The organism is Psychrobacter fjordensis, from assembly GCF_904845995.1.
Classification (GTDB): domain Bacteria; phylum Pseudomonadota; class Gammaproteobacteria; order Pseudomonadales; family Moraxellaceae; genus Psychrobacter; species Psychrobacter fjordensis.
In genome coordinates this window covers 724,489-744,966 of record NZ_CAJGYP010000002.1, presented here as the reverse complement: position 1 = coordinate 744,966, position 20,478 = coordinate 724,489, and the positions used below count along the sequence as shown (strand labels likewise).

14 protein-coding genes are annotated in these 20,478 nt (G+C 42.2%); 6 read left to right on the top strand and 8 right to left on the bottom strand.

Going from position 1 to position 20,478, the window contains the following annotated elements:
- Positions 1–53: 53 nt before the first annotated feature.
- Positions 54–4,589 (top strand): UvrD-helicase domain-containing protein, encoded by a 4,536-nt coding sequence (locus JMW61_RS11545; RefSeq protein WP_201551417.1) that lies wholly within the window; start codon positions 54–56, stop codon positions 4,587–4,589.
- A 74-nt stretch (positions 4,590–4,663) separates the two neighbouring features.
- Positions 4,664–6,859, top strand: coding sequence for an exodeoxyribonuclease V subunit alpha (recD, locus tag JMW61_RS11540; RefSeq protein ID WP_201551415.1), 2,196 nt, complete (start codon positions 4,664–4,666; stop codon positions 6,857–6,859).
- A 114-nt stretch (positions 6,860–6,973) separates the two neighbouring features.
- Here recD and JMW61_RS11535 read toward each other — a convergent pair whose 3' ends face one another.
- Positions 6,974–7,537 carry a hypoxanthine-guanine phosphoribosyltransferase gene (locus tag JMW61_RS11535; protein ID WP_194196491.1) on the bottom strand — a complete coding sequence of 188 codons (564 nt, stop codon included), beginning with the start codon at positions 7,535–7,537 and terminating at the stop codon, positions 6,974–6,976.
- Between the two features lie 102 nt (positions 7,538–7,639).
- Positions 7,640–8,308 (bottom strand): hypothetical protein, encoded by a 669-nt coding sequence (locus JMW61_RS11530; protein WP_201551413.1) that lies wholly within the window; start codon positions 8,306–8,308, stop codon positions 7,640–7,642.
- A 316-nt stretch (positions 8,309–8,624) separates the two neighbouring features.
- Here JMW61_RS11530 and JMW61_RS11525 point away from each other — a divergent pair, with 316 nt between their 5' ends.
- The 3 genes from JMW61_RS11525 (at position 8,625) to JMW61_RS11515 (ending at position 11,967) form a co-directional block, all read left to right on the top strand.
- Positions 8,625–10,316 (top strand): carbon starvation CstA family protein, encoded by a 1,692-nt coding sequence (locus JMW61_RS11525; RefSeq protein ID WP_197129930.1) that lies wholly within the window; start codon positions 8,625–8,627, stop codon positions 10,314–10,316.
- Positions 10,317–10,534: 218 nt separating this feature from the next.
- Positions 10,535–10,801, top strand: a complete 267-nt coding sequence (locus JMW61_RS11520; RefSeq protein WP_194196816.1) for a cory-CC-star protein — start codon at positions 10,535–10,537, stop codon at positions 10,799–10,801.
- A 140-nt stretch (positions 10,802–10,941) separates the two neighbouring features.
- Positions 10,942–11,967, top strand: a complete 1,026-nt coding sequence (locus JMW61_RS11515) for an ArsA family ATPase (protein WP_201551411.1) — start codon at positions 10,942–10,944, stop codon at positions 11,965–11,967.
- Between the two features lie 65 nt (positions 11,968–12,032).
- Here the strand turns inward: JMW61_RS11515 and JMW61_RS11510 are convergent, their stop codons facing one another.
- From JMW61_RS11510 to JMW61_RS11500, 3 genes are all read right to left on the bottom strand, one after another.
- On the bottom strand, positions 12,033–13,592 hold the full coding sequence (locus JMW61_RS11510; protein WP_201551409.1) for a DUF3482 domain-containing protein: 1,560 nt from the start codon (positions 13,590–13,592) through the stop codon (positions 12,033–12,035).
- Positions 13,593–13,629: 37 nt separating this feature from the next.
- Positions 13,630–14,604: a sterol desaturase family protein gene (locus tag JMW61_RS11505; protein ID WP_201551407.1), complete on the bottom strand. Its 975-nt coding sequence runs from the start codon at positions 14,602–14,604 to the stop codon at positions 13,630–13,632.
- Between the two features lie 62 nt (positions 14,605–14,666).
- Positions 14,667–16,073, bottom strand: coding sequence for a DUF2868 domain-containing protein (locus JMW61_RS11500; protein WP_201551405.1), 1,407 nt, complete (start codon positions 16,071–16,073; stop codon positions 14,667–14,669).
- Between the two features lie 553 nt (positions 16,074–16,626).
- Between JMW61_RS11500 and JMW61_RS11495 the strand changes: the two genes are divergently transcribed.
- A complete protein-coding gene (locus JMW61_RS11495; protein WP_194196498.1) occupies positions 16,627–17,373 on the top strand; it encodes an SDR family oxidoreductase in 747 nt (248 codons plus the stop codon).
- Between the two features lie 27 nt (positions 17,374–17,400).
- Here JMW61_RS11495 and JMW61_RS11490 read toward each other — a convergent pair whose 3' ends face one another.
- From JMW61_RS11490 to JMW61_RS11480, 3 genes are all read right to left on the bottom strand, one after another.
- Complete coding sequence (locus JMW61_RS11490) at positions 17,401–18,027, bottom strand: GNAT family N-acetyltransferase (RefSeq protein WP_197101051.1); 627 nt, start codon at positions 18,025–18,027, stop codon at positions 17,401–17,403.
- A 119-nt stretch (positions 18,028–18,146) separates the two neighbouring features.
- Entirely contained in the window at positions 18,147–19,994 is a 1,848-nt protein-coding gene (locus tag JMW61_RS11485) for an ABC transporter ATP-binding protein (protein WP_201551403.1), read from the bottom strand.
- A gap of 44 nt (positions 19,995–20,038) precedes the next feature.
- The gene (locus JMW61_RS11480; protein WP_201551401.1) at positions 20,039–20,383 is read right to left on the bottom strand and encodes an Imm51 family immunity protein; all 345 of its coding nucleotides are present in this window, start codon (positions 20,381–20,383) and stop codon (positions 20,039–20,041) included.
- Between the last annotated feature and the right edge of the window lie 95 nt (positions 20,384–20,478).

The window sequence follows — 20,478 nt, the reverse complement described above, 5'->3', positions numbered from 1 at the left end:
ATTAATTTTTGCTATTTTGTTCTAATAAATAATAATTAAAAGTATGCGCCCATATGACAGACTTTACCGACCCAACCAATACCACTGACTCGTCTACACAACCGAATTTATTTGATGAATATTCAGATGAGCTGACTTTATCTGCTGTGCCTGAACGTAAAAATGATGTCATACCGGCAGTTGATGTTGATCTGACGGGTAAACACCTGATTGAAGCCTCAGCGGGCACGGGTAAGACTTGGACGCTGACTGGTATTGTACTGCGCCTACTGATCGAAGCGCGACGTGCGCCAGAGCAAATCATCGCCACGACTTTTACTCGAGCTGCCGCTGCCGAAATGCGTCAACGTATTCATGATCGTTTGGTGGATTTCTATCAGTTATTACAATGGGTCAATAGCCTAAGTGCTGATACTAGCAATAAAGAGAATCTCTATCCCAACATACTGCAAGTTATGCCTGAGAGTAATAAAGACGCAAAAGCAGGCAGTAATTCAGACGTAGACACAAACGTTGATATAGGTATTGATGATTTAAATCAAGTCCTTGCTGCTGATAAGCAAGCGGCGGTTGAGCAACGTAAACAAGCAAAAAAAGATCGTGAAGTTTGGCTGGTTAATCAGGCCAAATATGTGCGTTTAGATGGCATCATGCAAGATCCTATCAACTTGCATCTCGTCGGCTATTTGCTAGATCACGTGTACAGTTACCCCATGGCGGAAGCTATCAGGCGTACTGCATTGATACTAACCACCTTAGATAAGCTGTTCGTAGGCACGCTTGATAGCTTGGCACAAAAATGGCTGACTGAGTACAGTAGCGAGACAGGTCATCAGCAGGGCATGGGGATTATTGAAGACAGCAGTATTGAGCAGGTGACTGGCAGTATTATCCATGATGAGCTGCGTCAGTTTCAAAGCCGCTTATACTATGAGCAGCCCAAACTCTATGCGCTAATGGATCAGCAAGGTAAGCTGACTGCAGTTGGCGATCATAAGAAATATGTGACTCGATCGCTTAATTTTATCTCTGCACCGATTGATGAGATAAGGCATGAGAAAAGCTTTGACTTTGATGCATACGAAAAGCTAATCAACGAGTTTTCCCAGTTAGATTTAGCCGATATCCAGCCTTATTTGAATCCTGATTATAGAAAGTCTCAAGGGTTTCATGGTGGTTCTAATCTAACCAAACAGTTTGCTGCCATTATTGAAGTGCATCAAAAGATATCGCAGTATCAGCTAGCATTTAATAGCTATTTAAATGAGAGCGAGAATAAGATTTTGACATCATTGCAAGATGCCAGATATTCAGATGAAAATGGCAAAATTAAGAACTTTAATAAGAATAAAGAAAAAGAGCATCAGACGCTTTTTGAGCTAGAAACCATTAGTAAGTTAATGGTTCTCTTAGATATGCTAGACAGTTTAAATCAGCATATATTGTTGGTATTGGCCAATCTTAACCGTCATATTGTGCTGGCTGTGCGCAATAGGCTGCCAGTCATTTTAGAAGAGCGCGGCGAGACGACCTTTAGTTTGCAGATGGTACGCTTAAACCAAGCATTGACTGGCCGTCAAGGAGATAAGCTGGCGCGTTATATTCGTCATCATTACCCAGTGGCATTGATTGATGAGTCGCAAGATATCAATGGCGAGCAAGCCATTATGATTGAAAGCATCTATTTGCCAAAGAATAAGCGTAAACAGTCGGACAGTGATAAGCAGGCAACCACTAAGAAAGCAAATCATGAGTTTCTGTTGTTGGTTGGTGATCCGAAACAGGCTATTTATGGGTTTCGTGGTGGCGATGTGGCCAACTATAACTATATGAAAGCCCAATTTGATAAAAGTGCTCTTTGGACGCTTGATATCAATCGCCGTTCGAATGCTGGTGTGATTAACGCATTGAACTGTTGGTTTGGTATGGCTAATGCAACAACTGTTGAGAATAAGCTGTCGCAGTTGGGTACTGGTATTCATTATCAACATATCAAAGCAGCAAAACCGGAATATGAACTATCTTGGTTTAATGCGTCAGATAGCTTGGATGATGTACTGGTGACAGAAGTGCTTTCTGCTCAGCCAGTAAGCTTATTGCACTTGCCTTATGACAAGGACAAAGAGTTTGATTATGATGAGCATGAAATAACAGCTCGCCATATAGCCACTTTGCTTAATAGTGGTCAGACACTTAAAGGTAAACCGATTCAGCCCAGTGATATTGGGGTGCTGGCACGTGCCAAAAAAGATCTGAAAAGGGTCGAAGATGAGCTGGTAAAACTTAATGTGCCGACCTTGACTACCAGTGATGTCAGCATCTTTGAGACTATTATGGCAGAAGATGTGGCGGCGCTACTAAGTGCCATGCTATACCCGTATCGTCATGACATGATTAATCGGGTGTTGACCAGTCATCTATATGGACTGAGTATTAAAAACATCAAAGCCATGATGACGGACCATGAGTCAGGCATTACTGAGGGCAGCAGTACAACAAGCTTCCATTCACAAAACTCTAATTCGAAAGACCTCCCAGCCAATGAAGCTACGGATAATAAAAAGAGCTATCAAGACTTTATTACCTATTTAAAAGAAGGTGCACAGCGTTGGCAGCACTTTGGCATATTATCAGCACTACATTATTTATTAGATAAAAGCCCTGTGCAGCCGCAAGGTGTTTGGCAGGCCTTAGCTGCACATCCAGAAGGTGACCGTCATATTATGGACTTGCGTCATGTGATGGACATTTTGGCGCAGTATGGTCTAGGCATGGGTGAACATGAGCTACTAGCTTGGTTCAGGCAGCATATAGATGCAGCGCCTAATAGTGATTGGGCTAAGCAATATCCGCTACCGACAGAGTCTGGTGTGCAGCTAATGACCATTCATAAGTCAAAGGGGCTTGAGTTCCCTATTGTCTATGTACTGGGAATGGGTGATGCCAGTAGGAAGTCTGGGAATAAGGAAGACTATGGGCTGTATCTATATAACGCGCAACAAGCGCCTTCAGCGCTAGTGCGGCAGTCGATAGAAGTACAGCAGTCGACAGATAATCAATCGGGAAATCAGCGCCGCTTCTCACCACTGCAAGGCTCTGCCACGGTTGAGGATTACTATACTGATATCGAAACACAAGAAGGTTTTGATGAGATAAGACGGCTTGGTTATGTGGCATTTACTCGGGCCAGTGAGCAGCTTTATGTGGTGCTGCGAGATCCGAGTAACAAGACAGGGTTTGAGCTAAAGCCAGTGTTTTATTGGTTTGAATCGCCAGAAGCAAAGTTCGAGCTACCAGATAGGCTCAAAGGCATCGTAGACATGCTCAGAGGGTATAAGGTTAATGAGTTTTATGACAATAACTACGCAAGCAATGATGCCAATTCAGCAGGTATAAATGACAATGTTCAACTGGTCGCCACCAAGTCAAATGCTCATAAGCCTACAACAGAGGCTATTGAGTACGCGCCATTTTCTGAGGTGATGAAAACCAATTATTTTTATGGTTGGGCTAAGACCAGCTTTACGGCTTTGGCACGTCAGCTAGATGAATCTACACAAGCAATGGCGATAGTGGATGAGCGTATTGATGATGCGATAGACATTGATATGACAGAGTCTTCTGTTTTAGACCTCTCTTCACTGAATAGTAAAGAGTCTCTCGAACAAGACAGTGAGCTAAGCCTCAAGTCAGAAGAGGATATCCGCTTTACCTTTGTAAAGGGTGCTAATGCCGGTACGTTCTTGCATGAGATATTTGAACAAATAGACTTTACCAATAAAGCCCAGTGGCCTCAGGTTATTGATAGAGCGATTAGTAGCTATCAGTTGCCGCTTATATATAGCAGTGCTGAACAACAGAGCCGCAGATTGCAAGGCAACAAACAAAGAAATAGCGATGGGTTTGATCTTGAGTCAATAGATACAACGAAGCATGAGGCATTAATTAATTGGATTGAAGAGGTGCTACATGCGCCGCTATTATCTTCTAATCAATCCTTGATTTCTCTTGATAAAGATAAGCGATTTGCTGAGTTAGAGTTCAATATGGGGTTGTCAGAGAACTTCAAAGCCCAGGATATCAGTAGGCTTTTTCAACAGTATTTACCTGATGAGATAGATAAGCATGTCACTCTAGTTCCGCAAAACAAGGCACATCTATATCGTTATCTGCGTGGTGAGATTGACTTAGTGTATGAGCATGCTGGCAAGTATTATGTGGTCGATTATAAGAGCAACTTTTTAGGAAATAGCCTAAGCGATTATAATGAAAATACGCTCAAACAAGCAATGTCTAAAGCGGGGTATTGGCTACAAGCAGCGATTTATCAAGTAGCTTTACATCGGTTCCTTGCGATGAGAATCAGTGATTATGCGGGTAACGAAGATAAGTACTTAGGCGCTGTAGAGTATGTGTTTTTACGCGGCGTGTATGATCCAAATGCTAAAATCGTTGACACTACCTCTCAAGATAATAATAAACCTAGCAGTAACAACTTAGAGAATTATGGCTGCTATGGATTGGTCACTTGGGATATTCCCATCGACTTTGTTAAAGGTTTAGACGCACTATTTGGCACGCCAGATTAATAAACTTTATATGACAATTAGATGGGCAAAAATTGTTATAACATTTAATCAGATCAAAAAGAGACAAGCACACGATGAGTAATAATAACAACAAGAGCAAGTCAGCCATTAGCTTACAAGAGAGTTGGGCCAGTAATCTCAGTGATTATATTTTGCTGCGTCGTCAGCAAACGTATGTAGCGTATAACGTGACAGATATAAAAGTAGAGGCTGAGAGTAAGCATATCGGTAAGACAGAGGATAATGGCTTATTTACGGCTCTATTCATTATGTTGGCCACTCATTTGGAGGAGGGTCATACCGTATTGACCATTGAGACAGCTGAGCATGACACACCGCTACAAGGTCAAATCAATGGTGAGTTGGTCGCACTATGTGCGTGGCAGCAAAACTTACTAGAGATGATGGCAACGCCGATACTCGCATTGATGGATGCTCAAATAGACACGCCATCAAAAGATGATTCTTCAATTGAGCTGCCATTATTTGGCTCATTAGATGCTTTGTTTAGTAAACGAGCTCAGCTATGGGCGCAGCTAGCACTTAGCAGCCATGAAAGAGAAATGATGGTCAAACGGTTTGATACGATAGTTATGCTATATCAGCGCCTAAAAAATACGGACTTAACGACTTTCCTTCAGTTAATTTACGAGCATGAGTTGTTTTCTGACGTCAATATAGATAATAGCAATATTAAAAATAGCCTAAGCAAAAATAAACCTATTATATACCAAATACAGGAAATCGAAGCAGGTAACGAGACGAAAATATCGATCACCTTTTGGTTACACCGTGCTTGGCAAGCAGAGTTTAATTTAGCAAAAAATATAAACAACATCTTAAATCAGCAAGTAAGCCCTTTACAGATAGCAATACCTGAAAATCTTCATGAACATCAAGTAAAGGCGATCAATGTCGCTAATAACAGCGCGTTTAGTATTATTACTGGTGGCCCAGGTACAGGTAAAACCTACACTGTTGCTCAGTTAGTCATCGCGTTGCAACAGGCGACAGAGAGTAGGGGCGATGATCTTGAGAACATTAGATTCAGTACGGACAGTGCCAGTCTGGCATTGGCAGCACCAACTGGTAAGGCTGCTCAGAGAATGCAGGAGTCTCTGCAGGCGGCTCTAGACGCGGCGAATGTTGAGCTACAGTTGCAAGAAGCAAAAACCATTCATCGCTTGTTAGGTATTGGTCGGACAGGCAGGCCGCGTTACAATGCTGATAACCCACTAGGGGAAGATATCATCATTGTTGATGAAGCATCCATGCTTGGGGTTGAGTTGGCCAATTATCTTGTGAGTGCGGTAAAACCGGGTGCAAGGCTGATACTATTAGGCGATGCGAATCAGCTAGCAGCGGTAGATGCAGGGGCTGTACTGGCTGATCTCTGTCGTATTCCACGACTACAAGCCATTCATGCAGAACTAACCGAAAGCCGGCGATTTAGCGCAGAGTCGGGAATAGGAAAGCTTGCCTCTCAAATTAATAAAGCAGAGGTAGATATACAAGCCATTTGGAAGTTGTTAAGACAAGATGAAGCGTTGAGCTTTCAATATGTCAATACGCTGCAAACGGAGTCTATATTAAATGATAAAAAAGAAAATAGCCTAAGTAGTGAAAATTTATTATTAAATATCAGCAAAAATTACCATCCATACGTAAGTAAAATCCAAAATTTACTGGAGAATCCAATAGAAAAATCCATGCCAGAGTCGGTAAAAAATACTATAGCCCTATTAATGAAAATATTTAATCAATTTAGAGTCTTAAGTGCTGGCCATAATGGCGAATGGGGTGATCATTATATTAATAATTATCTCACTCAGTGGCATCTTGCTGAGCTAAAGCTACCATTAGGTCAAAACACATGGTTCCATGGTAGACCCGTTATGATTCTACAAAACAACTATGAACTGGGCTTGTTTAATGGTGATATTGGTTTTTGCTTGCAGACTAGCGATGATAGAAGCCGACTAGAAGTGTTTTTTGAGAATAAAACACAAGGGATTGCGGTCAACTTGCTAAATGAAGAAGTGATTGCCACTGCATATGCGATGACCATTCATAAATCACAAGGGTCTGAGTTTGATCATGTGGCCGTTACTTTTGATAATAGTCATGCAAGATTACTAAGTAAAGAGCTTATATATACAGCAGTGACTCGTGCTAAGAAACAAGTGACCATTTATAGTACCAAACACGCCCTAGAAAAAGCGGTTCAAACCCCAACTGAGCGTCATACAGGTTTGGCATTACAGTTTTAGTCGCTATCGTGAATTGACTTTATTCGTGACACAATATTCATGGCACAATAAAAAAGCATCCGATTCGGATGCTTTTTTAGGACTTAAATGTTTTTAAGTAATTAAGAATAGGACTTAAACTTTATCTTCTTTAATAGCATAAATGCCTGGCAAGTGACGTAAGTAACCATGGAAATCCATACCACAGCCATAGACATAACGGTCAGCGACATTGATACCAACAAAATCAACGTCAAACCCTTCAACTTTACGATCGTGCTCTTTGTTGAGCAAAACGCAAGATTCTAGTGATAAAGGCTTTTCTTTACTTAGTTCTTCAACGACTGTTTTTAAGGTAATGCCTTCGTCAAAAATATCATCAATCAGTAATACGTGCTCACCCTCGATGCTAACATCAGGTTTGTATTTCCAATCTAACTCATTAGTACCTTCGTTATCGCGATAACGTGTCGCATGGATGTAATGCATGCGATGGTAAAAGGTTAGGTGAGTCAATAATTGACCTGCTGGGATAAGTCCGCCATTCATAACGACCATGACGATTGGGTTTAGACCAGCATAATGCAGGTTAAGTTGAGCAGCAAGACGTTCGTAAGCAGCAGCAACTTCGATACTGCTGATAAGGCACTCTGAGTTGCGTAGTGTTTTTTCGATTTCTTGGTTACTGATTTGGGTCATCGGATGCGCCTTCGGTAAAAAGTGCCGCTTATTTTAGCAAATTTTAGTGAAATTTCCCAATAGCATATGACTTTTGGGGCAAATTTAATCTAATACAGGGTCTTATTCTGGTTTTTCTACGATAAAAGGGCGATAGTAGTTCGCTAAACGATTTAATGAGCTATCAGGTAGGTCAGGCAGTAGCTTATTCAGTGCCATACTCATACCTTTATCAATGGCAGCTTTAGCGACTGGCACTGATTTGCGTTTAATCATCCCCAACTTTAAAGTTTCAGCATAGTTACTAATGAAATGCGTCAATGTTTGGTCATTCATTGTTTCAAGTGCTGTTTTAAACGCTTTTACATCTACATGATCAGGGGTGATGGCAGAAAAACCTTTATTAATAATTTGGCCATCTGCCTCAGATAACTTGAAACCTACTCGTGTTATCCCGTCATTATCAATAAAAGTTGCTCTGTCTCTCAAAAAATGAAAGCTAGGGAGTACTTCTTCGTTATTTTCTTTACCGAGCAAAATATTGAGCAGTGTGTCTGCCGTTTTTTCGACGGTAACGACTATCTTCTGCATAGAGGCTTTGCGTTCAGGGTTTGGTGTAATCTCAACCAGTCCAACCAGTAGATTGTCGATCAAATCACGTGCCGTTTGATGGGTGAGTGCATCACGATAAGGGTAGTAGTCTACGGTCTCATTTGAAGCAACGACTTGTTCGGCTTCCTTCACCAATACTTTTAATTTATCTGAGGGTACGAATCCAAAATATTGCGCCATGATGCTTCCTTTGTTCGCTGTTTCGATGGTTGCCTGATGTTATATCTATCATTAAATAAGTACTACTTTTACAGGATGCTTATTTAAACCTGTGCCGAGTATTTACTCAAAATTTATCACAATACGTCTCATTTAGTGACTTTTTATAATTGTACAGTCTAGGTTTTTTAGCTAGTAATCATATTAAAATATCGCTATTATTCTGCTACAACGGGGTGGGCTGCTCGCGGCACACTAATTTATCATATTTTTAATATTTTGATTTAAAAAGCTTGAACTCATAAGGCTATATGCCACTTGTCTAGGGAGAGATAAGATGAATAGTGCTATTGTACTACTATTTGGCGTCGCCGCCATGCTCTGCGGTTACGTGTTTTATTCAAAGTTTATCGCCACAAAAATTCTAGCACTGGATGACAGTCGTCCCACGCCAGCTCATACTATGAAAGATGGTATAGATTATGTCCCCACCAATAAATATGTATTGTGGGGACATCATTTTACGTCAGTCGCAGGGGCAGCACCGATTATTGGTCCTGCTATCGCTGTCATTTGGGGTTGGTTACCTGCCATTATTTGGATTGTGTTCGGCACAATCTTTATGGCAGGCGTACATGATATGTCGGCTATTTGGGCAAGTATGCGTAATAGAGGCCAGTCAATTGGTTCTATCGCTGGTACCGTTATGGGTACCCGTGTGCGCAGTCTGATGATGATCGTCATCTTCTTGTTATTGCTGATGGTTAATGCCGTATTTGGCGTTGCTATCGCTAACATGATGATCAAGACCCCATCTGCTGTATTGCCAGTTTGGGGCGCTTTAGTCGTTGCCTTTATCATTGGCCAGTGTATTTATCGCTACAATATGAATTTGGTTTGGGTATCAATTATCGGAGTAAGTGCGTTATACGGACTTATCTATCTTGGCCCTATGTTCCCTATTGTATTGCCTGAGACTATTTTCGGGTTGCCTGATAATGCAGTATGGATTCTTATCTTGTTTGCCTATGCAGCAGTTGCTTCGCTACTGCCTGTATGGATGCTATTACAACCACGTGATTATATTAATGGTTTACAGTTATTTGTCGGTTTGATTTTATTATACGCTGCGATTTTTATCGCGACGCCTGATATTGTTGCGCCAGCTATTAATACATCATTACCAATGGACACACCTTCACTGATGCCGTTGTTGTTTGTCACGATTGCTTGTGGTGCTATTTCAGGGTTCCATGGTTTGGTCGCGACAGGTACGACTTCTAAGCAGATTGATAAAGAAGGAGACGTCCGTTTCGTTGGTTACTTTGGTGCATTGGGTGAAGGTATGCTCGCACTGGGTGCCGTTTTGGCCGCAACCGCAGGTTTTGCTACGCTTGGTGATTGGGAAGCAGTTTACCAAAAATTCGGCGACGGTTCGATTGGTGCCTTTATTGATGGTGGTGCAACCATCTTGAATGCTGGTGTTGGTATTGATATGGTGCTATCACAGACCATGCTTACGGTAATGGCTGCATTGTTTGCAGGTACTACGATGGATACTGGTGTACGTCTGCAACGTTATATCTTCCAAGAATTTGGTGAGATTTATAAATTGCCTGTACTTAGTAAAAGTATTGTCGCAACATTGCTCGCAGTCGGAACTTGTCTATTATTAGCATTTGGTGCTGGTGGTATTGATGGTGCTGGTGGTATGGTTATCTGGCCACTATTTGGTACAACCAATCAGTTAATGGCTGCCTTAACCTTAATGATCGTAACGGTTATCTTGTTACGTAAAGGCAAACCTGTCTGGTTTACCTTAGCGCCGTTGTCGTTCCTATTGGTCATGACCGTATTCGCACTATTGATTCAGCTTAAAACTTTTTTCACGGATGGAAATTGGCTACTTATCATTATGGACATCATCATTTTGATAGCGACTATTCTAGTCACGTTTGAGAGTCTATCTGTATTGCGCAAAGAATGGTCGTTACATAAAGGTAAAGGCAAAATCGAAGATGATGCCTAATATCTGATACCTAATAAGTGTCAATCATTTAAGTGCCATCGAGTATTTAATTAATAGGCCAGTACATATATTGTAAAAAATAAAAAACGCTAGCAGCCATTGCTGGCGTTTTTTGTATCAAATAGGCATGATAGATAACAAGACGTAGGAGATGAAAAGTTATGGACGATACCAATATGTCAAATAATGCTAAACCAAGCGATACCATATCGAACGATATGCCAGATATTCAGCCATGGTGGAAACGGTTTACTGCTGGGCTAAATGAGTTTTATCATGCGCCATACCGTCAGACGATGGCACGTGCAGCACGTGATGAAGAAGATTTTTTTATGCTACTCATGTTTGCTGAGAGTTTAGGTATTGATAATCCTGCCAGCTTTTATACGCTAGAGTTGCAGCCTTTATTTTTAGAAAACTTCCACGAATGGCATACTAGAATGGGCATGGATAGATGTCCCTTTGACCACGTTGGATGTTGCTAATAGCAGCTATAGTCAAAGAACTCTAAAATGGGTACAAGGCAGCCGACTGCAGATTGTACAAGTAGTACATCTAAGGAGGATAACGCCATAGCGGTTTAGTATTTCACCGACTATATATTGATTAAAAAAGAGAGATAAGCATGGCATTACATTCTTTACAGGCATTGGTAGAGCAACTAGTAACACAACCGATTATATTTATCGGTGGAAAAGGCGGTGTGGGAAAGACTACGACTGCCGCTGCACTTGCCAGTTACTATGCCAGTCAACAGAAAAAGACCTTAATTGTCTCAACCGATCCAGCACACAGTTTAGGCGATGTATTAAATGTTCGACTGAAGAACGAAAAAACAGCGATATCACCTTATTTGGATGCGATTGAGCTAAACCCTGACACTATCGTTGATGAGCATTTTGCACAAGTTGAGCGCACCATTACAGCCTATGCCAATCCAGATATGATGCCCAAGATTCGAGAGCACCTGAAACTATCAAAATCAGCACCAGGCGCACAAGAAGCGGCGATGCTTGAGTCTATGTGCCAGCATTTAGTGAACGCTGCAGATGCAGATTACGATCACATTATTTTTGATACGGCACCAACAGGGCATACTCTGCGGTTACTGGTGCTACCAGAGATGATGGGTGCGTGGACGGACGGACTGCTTGCACAGCAGCGCCGACAGTCTAAATTGCGCTCGGTGGCAAACCATTTAGACAGTCACAATCAAAAAAATGATAAAAATGATGTGGCAAATCCTTTTGCAGCAAAAAAATCCGACCGTTGGGAGCAAGCTGTATCTGTGTTAGAGAAACGCAAGCAGCTGTTTCGTCAGGCAGGAGTACTGCTTCATGACCGTACCCAAACAGCGATTGTATTGGTTATGACCGCCGACGTATTGCCATTGGCTGAGACCAGACGTGCTATCAAACAATTAGAAGAAAGTAAGCTCACACCAGCAGCGATAGTCATCAATCAACTAATAACGCCTACTCAGTCTGATAACTTTTGGCAGCAGCGTGCGGATAGACAACAGCAAATTATGCAAGATATAGAACAAAGCTTTACCAAGTATCCGTTATATCCAATTTATCTGCAGCAAACGGATGTACGCGGCACTGCTGCACTAAGTGCTTTATTGCGACCAGTGCGACCAGTGCGATAGACCTTCAATAATAACAACGCTGGCAGTTCTTTTATTTACCAAGTGTGTAATTATGATCAGTTTGGCTAGTCATTATTATACGACTGCAATTTAGCTGAAAGCGACCATGCCATATCTGCTCGTAATAGTTGCGCTTGTTCGGATTTCCCACTACTAAGTGATGACCATTGCGGCTTGCCACGTGCTTTTTTTAACTCACTTGGTAATTTATGCGTTGGCCATGGCGTCACTAAGTTGTCGTCTTCATTTTGTTCTGATTCAACGTTATTTTTTTCGCCTTTATATATCAGCTGGGTCGCATCTGTGGCAGCATGTCCACGATGACGTAGTGCCGTGAGTAAATCTATCGAGCGAGTGGCTAATAGTGTCAACGTAGCAGGATCAATGTATAAGCGTTTTACCCCAGTAATCCTATCAGCAATACTACTAGTATTAGACAACAACCCTCCTGCAATACCACCAATCGCTGCACCCAACCCCAATGTGGTGCCTAATGCTGCTGCATCAACACCTAAGCCTAATAGTGCGCCGGCTGCTGCCCCAGAAGTCGTGCGTATGCCATAGCTTTTTAGCAGTTCAGGGTCAAATGGGTCTTGCTGGTACGCTTGTAATTCAAGTGGCGTGGCAGCAACTGCATTGTCATAAAACTTATATAAGTTAAGCAAATTATGCTGCATAGCACGCTCGCTTTGGCGAACAGCTTCCTGCATTTGTGCCAACACTGGCATAGGATCGTCGCTGTCATTAATCTCACGAACGAAAGCGGCGACATTGATTAGAAAGTCAGAAATGATAATATTTGCTTCATCACTCAATTGTGCCCAATTTTCCGTTCGGCGCTGCATCAATTGCTCAAGCATTTCAGAGTGGGTGAGCATAGTCGATAGATTTTTCCACAGCCGCATCTCATCTTCAAACTCAAAAGCAACTGAATCAAAACGCGTGGATATATGCAAGTTTCGTCTTGCCAGCATTGTCTGCCATTCGTCGATATTGGCATCTTGACTGTCCGTGAAATTAAAGACAGGCATCACAGGAATAGCGGCCCAAGACAAAATAGCCAGCTCATCTTTATACTTACCTAACACTGGCTCACGCGCATCAACGACATAGATGGCCATATCGCTTGCCAGCAGTTGCCGAATTACTTTGGCTTCTTGGCTATAGTCATAGTTGTCTGAATGGTCTACACCTTGAGCAATATCCGACGCCAAAAACTGCTGCAAGCGTTCAATACCATCACGTCGACTGGCTGTATTATCCTCTAACCAATCCATCAATCCTGAGGCATCTTCTAGACCAGGCGTGTCATATAGTGCCACTAAGACTTCGCCAGTTTGGCTATCTGTCAGTTGCGCCTGCTCGACATGCCGTGTGGTGGCAGCCTCGTTTTTAACTTCACCAAAATCAACGTCACGTAACAAGGTACGCAAAATAGACGTCTTACCGGTATTGGTATGACCAACGACCGCCAGTTTGAGCGCTTCACCACTGGCTACCGTTTTCTTAGTCATCGTGGCATCAGCAGTAACAGCATCAGGCGCTACTGCATACCCTTTATCCGCAAAGAGTCCAGCTGGTTTGTCATTGTTTTTATTATTATCATAATTGTCGTCGTTATTCATAATAGAATCTTATATTAATGAGGAATATTCAAAAGCGTTATGCGGCACTGGGTAGTCTGAGCAATACTTTTAACTTCTGCTTAAATCCTTTGGCACGAAAGACACGCTGCCACATACGATAAAACACTCCAAAGATTAAACCAATAATATTATCGTGACTGGCTTCACCAACTGCGCCGTATTGCACGGGATTATTGATGGTATCTTCTTCTACATAAGTACCAAACCAGCGATCAAAAACAATAAGGACGCCGCCGTAGTTTTGGTCAATGTATTCATCGTTGGTACCATGATGAGCACGGTGATTGGAGGGTGTATCAAAAATATACTCAACCCACTTCGGAAATTTACCAACGGTTTCGGTATGGATAAAAAACTGATAAATAAGATCAAGCGCGTAAAAGAAAAATACCCATACTGGATGTACACCAAGTAGCATCAACGGCACAAAGAATAACCACCAACCTGTGACTGAGTACAATAAACTTTGGCGCATCGCAGTGGATAGGTTCATATTATCATCAGAATGATGCAATACATGGGCAGACCAAAACCAATTCATCCGGTGTGAGGCACGATGGAACCAATAATAGCTAAACTCAACCGCGATAAATATAGGAATAGCCGTTAGCCAAGTGACCTCAATGGTAAATAATCGATATTGATATAACCATAAACAGATGGGTACGACGATAATTGCTTGTACCACCAGCTCAAAACCCAAGTAAGAGCCACCCAAGCTAAAGTTGGTCATCGCACGTCTCCAACTGAAGCTCTGACCATTACCACGCTTAGATTGATAAAACCACTCTGCTAGGAATAATAAGAAAAATGGTCCACCTGCCAGCGGTAATAACCACTCTTGCCAGTGCGCAGGCAAAATACTTGTTAGCATTGGGTGCCATGACTCAGGAGAAATGGTCAAAATCGTTTGATTCAGCGCCTCTTTATAACCATCCAATATCTGACCATATTGACCTAGCGTCATCAGGTCGTTATCTGCTGCTGTCATACTGGACTCCTTTCCATTATGAGTTATCCTTATTCTATCAGCGAGCTTTGAAATACCTTTCTCTAACTCTCAGCATCCACCAAACCGATTTTTCGAGCAGAAAGCGCTGTCTGCCACTGCTGATAGCGAACGCCTTGGTTTTCCACTTGTTGTGATGCCGAAGCATTTGCAATGTTTGAAGTCTCATTATTCACGTGATTGGCAGTCGGGCTAGCATCGCTAAGCAGTTTTACAATCAGTCCCTCTGTTGCATGACTGGCAATCTGATCAAGCTTACGCAATGTGCCACGGTCAGGTAATGCTTTGTTATGAATACCCAGTACAACTTGTACTGGGTGACTGTCTAAATACGTCTTTAACCGTGCCATATCATCACGATCATCTAATATGCCAAAATTTTCCACATCATCTTCAAGTATGTTATCAAGACCTGATTGCCACCAATTATCTTGCTCGGTTGGATATTCAAGTAGCGCAACCAGTTTCTTGCCAGCACTCACGGTGGCTTTTGGCGCGACAGGGGCAGGTGCTTCATTAAAATCATCAGCGTCTACCACATGACGTTGCCAAAAATTAAAAATCTTCTGATAGTAGGGCAGTTTGATATCCAAACGCATTTTTTTACGGCGGAACATCAAGGCACAAAACGCCCAAGCAATCGCTCGTGGTACGATGCCATACATCAGCAAGCTACCAACCAATAACCCCGCCCATTGCCGTGCAACAGATAGCGGCATGGCATCTGTCACCAATCTGCTCTGTGCGATAGCGGTACTGTCCGGCACCCCAAATCCCACCATACTAGGTAGCCAGCCCAATACATGAGTCAAAGTAATAAGCGCCTGATCAGACAGCAAGGTCGACTCCCAACTAAAGCTGTACTGGCGCACAATCAACAAAAACACAATCGCCAGTAGCATACCGGTCAACGTTGCTAGCCACAATTGATGGCTAAATCGACCGAGATACCATCGCATACCACTATGCTGCAATTGACGTTCGTACAAGTTAACAGCTGCCTTAGTCACATCATCCTTGCCACGTATTAGGTAACTGGGACTGACAAAACTGGCAAACCAATTAGAAGATTGCTTGCCTTGATTAATCAGCGTCATGGCCAGCCAGCCAAAGAGCATAATAGTATGAAACCCTAATAGACAAACCAGCACATAAAAGAAGTTAACCACATTAGCCTGTAATAGCGTAAACAGCCCTAAAAATCCTGAAATACACCATACCACGCTCATCACGACCATGATGCCTTTGATACGGCCGTCAATTTTACCCAAAACTTGTGCCAACGCACCGTTACTATCGATACGTGAGGCTCGACGATGCAGCTTTTGGATGGGTTTGCCATCTTCGCCTTGCAGTTTTTCTGTGATGAGTAGCGGGTCAGTGGCAAACACATGCTGCTGTGTCTCAAGCGTGCGTACCAACTCAGTCAATTGGTCTTGGGGTGATAGCATAATGCGATAACATCCGTATAAAAGCGTTGATTTAGAATGGTCATAATTGATTATTGTAGCGTATATATAGGGTCTGTTGAACACTCAAATATTAGGGCTGCTGATTGCTAAAATTGCACCAGACTAGGCGCAAGCCGACGATGATGTCCAGACCTTAGCTAGGAATTGCAACAACGTTTGGAGTGATTTTAGCGTCAGCCCTTTGGGGCAGTACTATTTTTTGCCAATATATGGCGAAATTGTTTTACCTAGAATGACTAGGCATCAAAAATTTCACTGCATACTGTCTAAAAAATAGTAACTGCCAGCACCACATTTGAATGTTCAATAGACCCTAATAACGATAGCCTCTATATCAACGATTTTATTTTTAGAAAAATTGAATCCATAAAGGTCTTATAGTTGGCGGGCTTCATTCGTAACTACCCACCCTTTAAACATTTCCATCATGGTAAAGACCATAAAAGTACGCCAAAATGAACCGTATATACGACAACAAGAACGATAAAGTTTATAAAAGCTCAGTCAAAAATAATCCAAAAAAGGAATCGTCATGAATAATAAAACCTATCTAATTATCGGTGGTACAGGTGGCATTGGTAAAGCCATGATAGAGCAGCTAACCGCCAGTACAACACCGGACACGCTTGTCTTTGCTACTCACCATAAGAATATACCTGATTTTGAAGCACCCAACTTACATTGGATATCGATGGATGTCTGCGATGAGAGCAGTATCGAGCAAGCGGCTGACATCATTAAGCAGCAGACCACTCATATCGATTGGGTCATTAACTGTGCGGGATTATTGCATACTGACACGCAGCAACCGGAGAAAGCCCTACGTCAGATGGAAACTGATTTTTTCTTACAGAATATGCAAGTGAATGCCTTAGCCAGTTTGCTGATTGCCAAGTATATGAAACCACTACTGGCAAAAGCCACACGTAGCCATGACACGCCCGCAATTTTTGCGACGATATCAGCGCGAGTGGGTAGTATCAGTGACAATCAGCTAGGCGGTTGGTATAGCTATCGGATGAGTAAGGCGGCACTCAATATGGGGATGAAGAACCTGAGTATCGAATGGGGAAGGTCGCTCAAAGATGTATGCGTGGTTGTCATGCAGCCAGGAACGGTCAATACGCAACTCTCAGCGCCTTTTCAGAGTAATGTGGCTGACGGACATTTATTCTCGCCAGCCTATAGTGCAGAGTGCTTGTTAGAAGTACTGAGTAATATGACCGCCACTCAATCAGGTAGCTTTGTAGATTGGGCTGGAGAGTCGATACCGTGGTAATTATAAAGATGGTTTCACGAGATTGATTTAGGTCATTAAATATAACAAACCTAAAACAAACAAGGCCGCCATAATCAGTAGTAAAAAGCTCAGCACTTTACTTGTCGTAGAGGACGCACCTGTACTTTCCTTTTTTACTTTAACTTTTTTGACAACATGCAAAACCATTTTTACATGCTCGATATTGTCTTCGAGATAATGCTCACCCTCTGGTACAAACCCTAGAGATTCGTAGAAGCTAATCAAGTAAGCTTGTGCAGAGATGATAATAGGGCGCTTTTTACCGTATTTTTTACGGCAATGCGCAATGGCATGATTCATCATATCTCGTGCTAAACCGTCCCCTCGATGCGCGGCTAACACCAGCACTCTGCCAATAGAGGACATAGAGGTATCGCTTACTTTGGTCGTAGCATCGGATGATGATAAGTTAGACCGTAACTTATTAAATTCAGGCGGGATAATGCGGCAATACGCTACCAATGCCTCGTTCTGATGTGCAATCAGATGCAGACAATCAAAGTCCAGCTCATCCATATCTTGATAAGCACAATTTTGTTCGACCACAAACACTTGTGAGCGAGCTTTTAAAATATGATACAGGTCAACGGAGGTTAGCTCATCGAACGTTTTAATAGAAAAGGTACAGGTCATAATTAAGCAGCTTTTAACGAATTGATTATTGAGGTTAAGTACAATATTAAATGGCGATTAAACATCGGAACGGTTCAAGTAATGCGCATTATAACGATTTAAGTACGTATTAACCATTCCTAACCATGTAGGGTTTGACTGATTTTATCCAAGTTCAAGCTATCAGACATGGCGCTAAAAATCTCAAAATACTTACCACGTTTTTTATACAGCTCTTCATGCGTGCCTGTCTCTACCACTCGGCCATTTTCTATCACCACCAAATCATCGGCATCAATGATTTGCGCAATATTGTGCGATACGATAATCACGGTTCGATCTTCTTTAATTAAATCCAAGCTTTTTTTGACTTGCTGACTGGCAATTGCATCAAGGCTGGCCGTGGGCTCATCCAAAAAAACGATGGGCGGATCCTTTAAAAACATTCTTGCCAGCGCAATACGTTGCTGCTGACCACCAGATAATGATTTTGCCTCGCTCTCATAACCCCGTGGTAGCTGAATGACTTGCTCATGGATAGAGGCTTTTTTGGCAGCAGCTACAATGTCTTCATCGCTCGCACTCATGTCACCATAACGAATATTTTCACCAATCGTACCTGAAAAAATATGGTTACTTTGCAATACAAGCCCAATTTTTTGGCGCAATGCCTGCGTATCATAGTCGTCTAAATTATGGCCATCTAAGCAAATACTGCCCGCATCTGGCGCATAAAACTTCACCAACAAGTTGATAATAGTGCTTTTACCAGCGCCACTTAGACCCACTAGTGCAGTAATACGGTTGGGTTTTATGGCGAAGCTGACATCGGTTAGGGCTTTTGTGCCATTAGGATAGGTAAAATCGACATTTTTAAGTTCGATATGACCTTGCAATTTATCACTTTGTAAACCGCCAAGGGTTTCAATTTGGCTGTCATCTTCTAAAATATCGAAGAAGCCTTCTGCATAAGTTAAGGCATTATTGATTTGGTCATAAATGCGATGCAGCTGACGGATAGGGGCGGCGACATTTTGAAACAACATGACATGAAACAAAATCATACCGATGGTCATCTCACCCTTTAAGACAAAATACGCGGTGAGTAAAATAATGACCACCACGCCAATCTGTTCGATAAAAGTTTTGATGGCATCATAAATAAAGGCAATGCTACGAATACGCAGCTGATTGTCAGTCATGTCTTTTTGAATGACTAAATGCTTTTGGGCTTCGATTGGCTCACGTACAAAAGATTTGACCACGCTGATGGCATTAATCAAGGAGATGACCAAGCCGCTTTTGGCTTCGCGATAGCCGCGCATTTGTCGCCGAAATCCTTGTAAACGATTGGCTTGTTTTTGACTGATAAAGAAATAAATGGGCACAATAATAAGCCCAACCATACCTACCCAAAAATTGGTCGAAAACATGATAACAAGTGACACAATGGCACTGGCAAACAGCGGCAGCATATCAATAAAAAAGTTTTGTACCAAAGTGGTGAGACTACTTACGCCTAGATCGATACGGGTTTGTAGTTTGCCACTGTCGTTATTGCTACTGGTATAAAACGACATGCGATAGGTCAATATCCTCTCGACCACCTTTTGAGACAAATCCCTTGATAGATTGATGCGGATTCTTTCACCAAAATAGCGCTGCCCAAACGAGATAAAAATGGACAGTAGCTCTTTTATAAGTAGCACGGCGCTAATAATACTCAGCATACGTACACCAGCTGCCCAAGGGTCAGCAAGGATAGCGATATCGGTTAAGGTATCTACGGTATAACGCAAAACAAAAGCATTGACCTGCGCGGTAAAAGAGCCGAGTACAGTCAATACTAAGGTCAGTAAGATTAATGCTTTGTAAGGTGCAGCAAACACGGCCAACTTTTTAAGGATAGACCACAGCAAAGCGCCCCGTTCTACTTTATTGGTGGGCGGCTTGTTATTAAGTGGTACACGGCGCGGTGGTGTTGGCATATCGAAAAACAAACCTAACGTTTAGGGTGAATTTTTAATCTAGCTCAGCTCGCAAAAATAAGGTCAGATATCAGTTTGTCATCTTCACACGCTTGCTTAAAAGCTAAAATGAAAGCGCTTAAGGCCTTTTTATCTGAAGAATAAGCCACAAACATGCTGCCCTCCGGATCAAATTTTACTAGATTATCCCATTCAGGATGCTGTTCTTGCAAAAATACAGCGGCTAAACTTTCCCAGTCATAACCATTGCCTTCAAACCCTTCATCTGCACGTGTAGCGAATATATCCGCTTTATAAGAGCCGACGTCACTCAAACATACCGACACGCTATCTTCATGCTCTACCCAAAAAAAAGGGCTGATTTTTTGCTCAAAATCTAGATCACTCATGATGCTATACCTTTTGATATTAAAATCTCAGAATGTATAGCATATTATCAGAATTATCGGAGAAAGAGAGTGGTTCATCCATTTTAGATATGCGA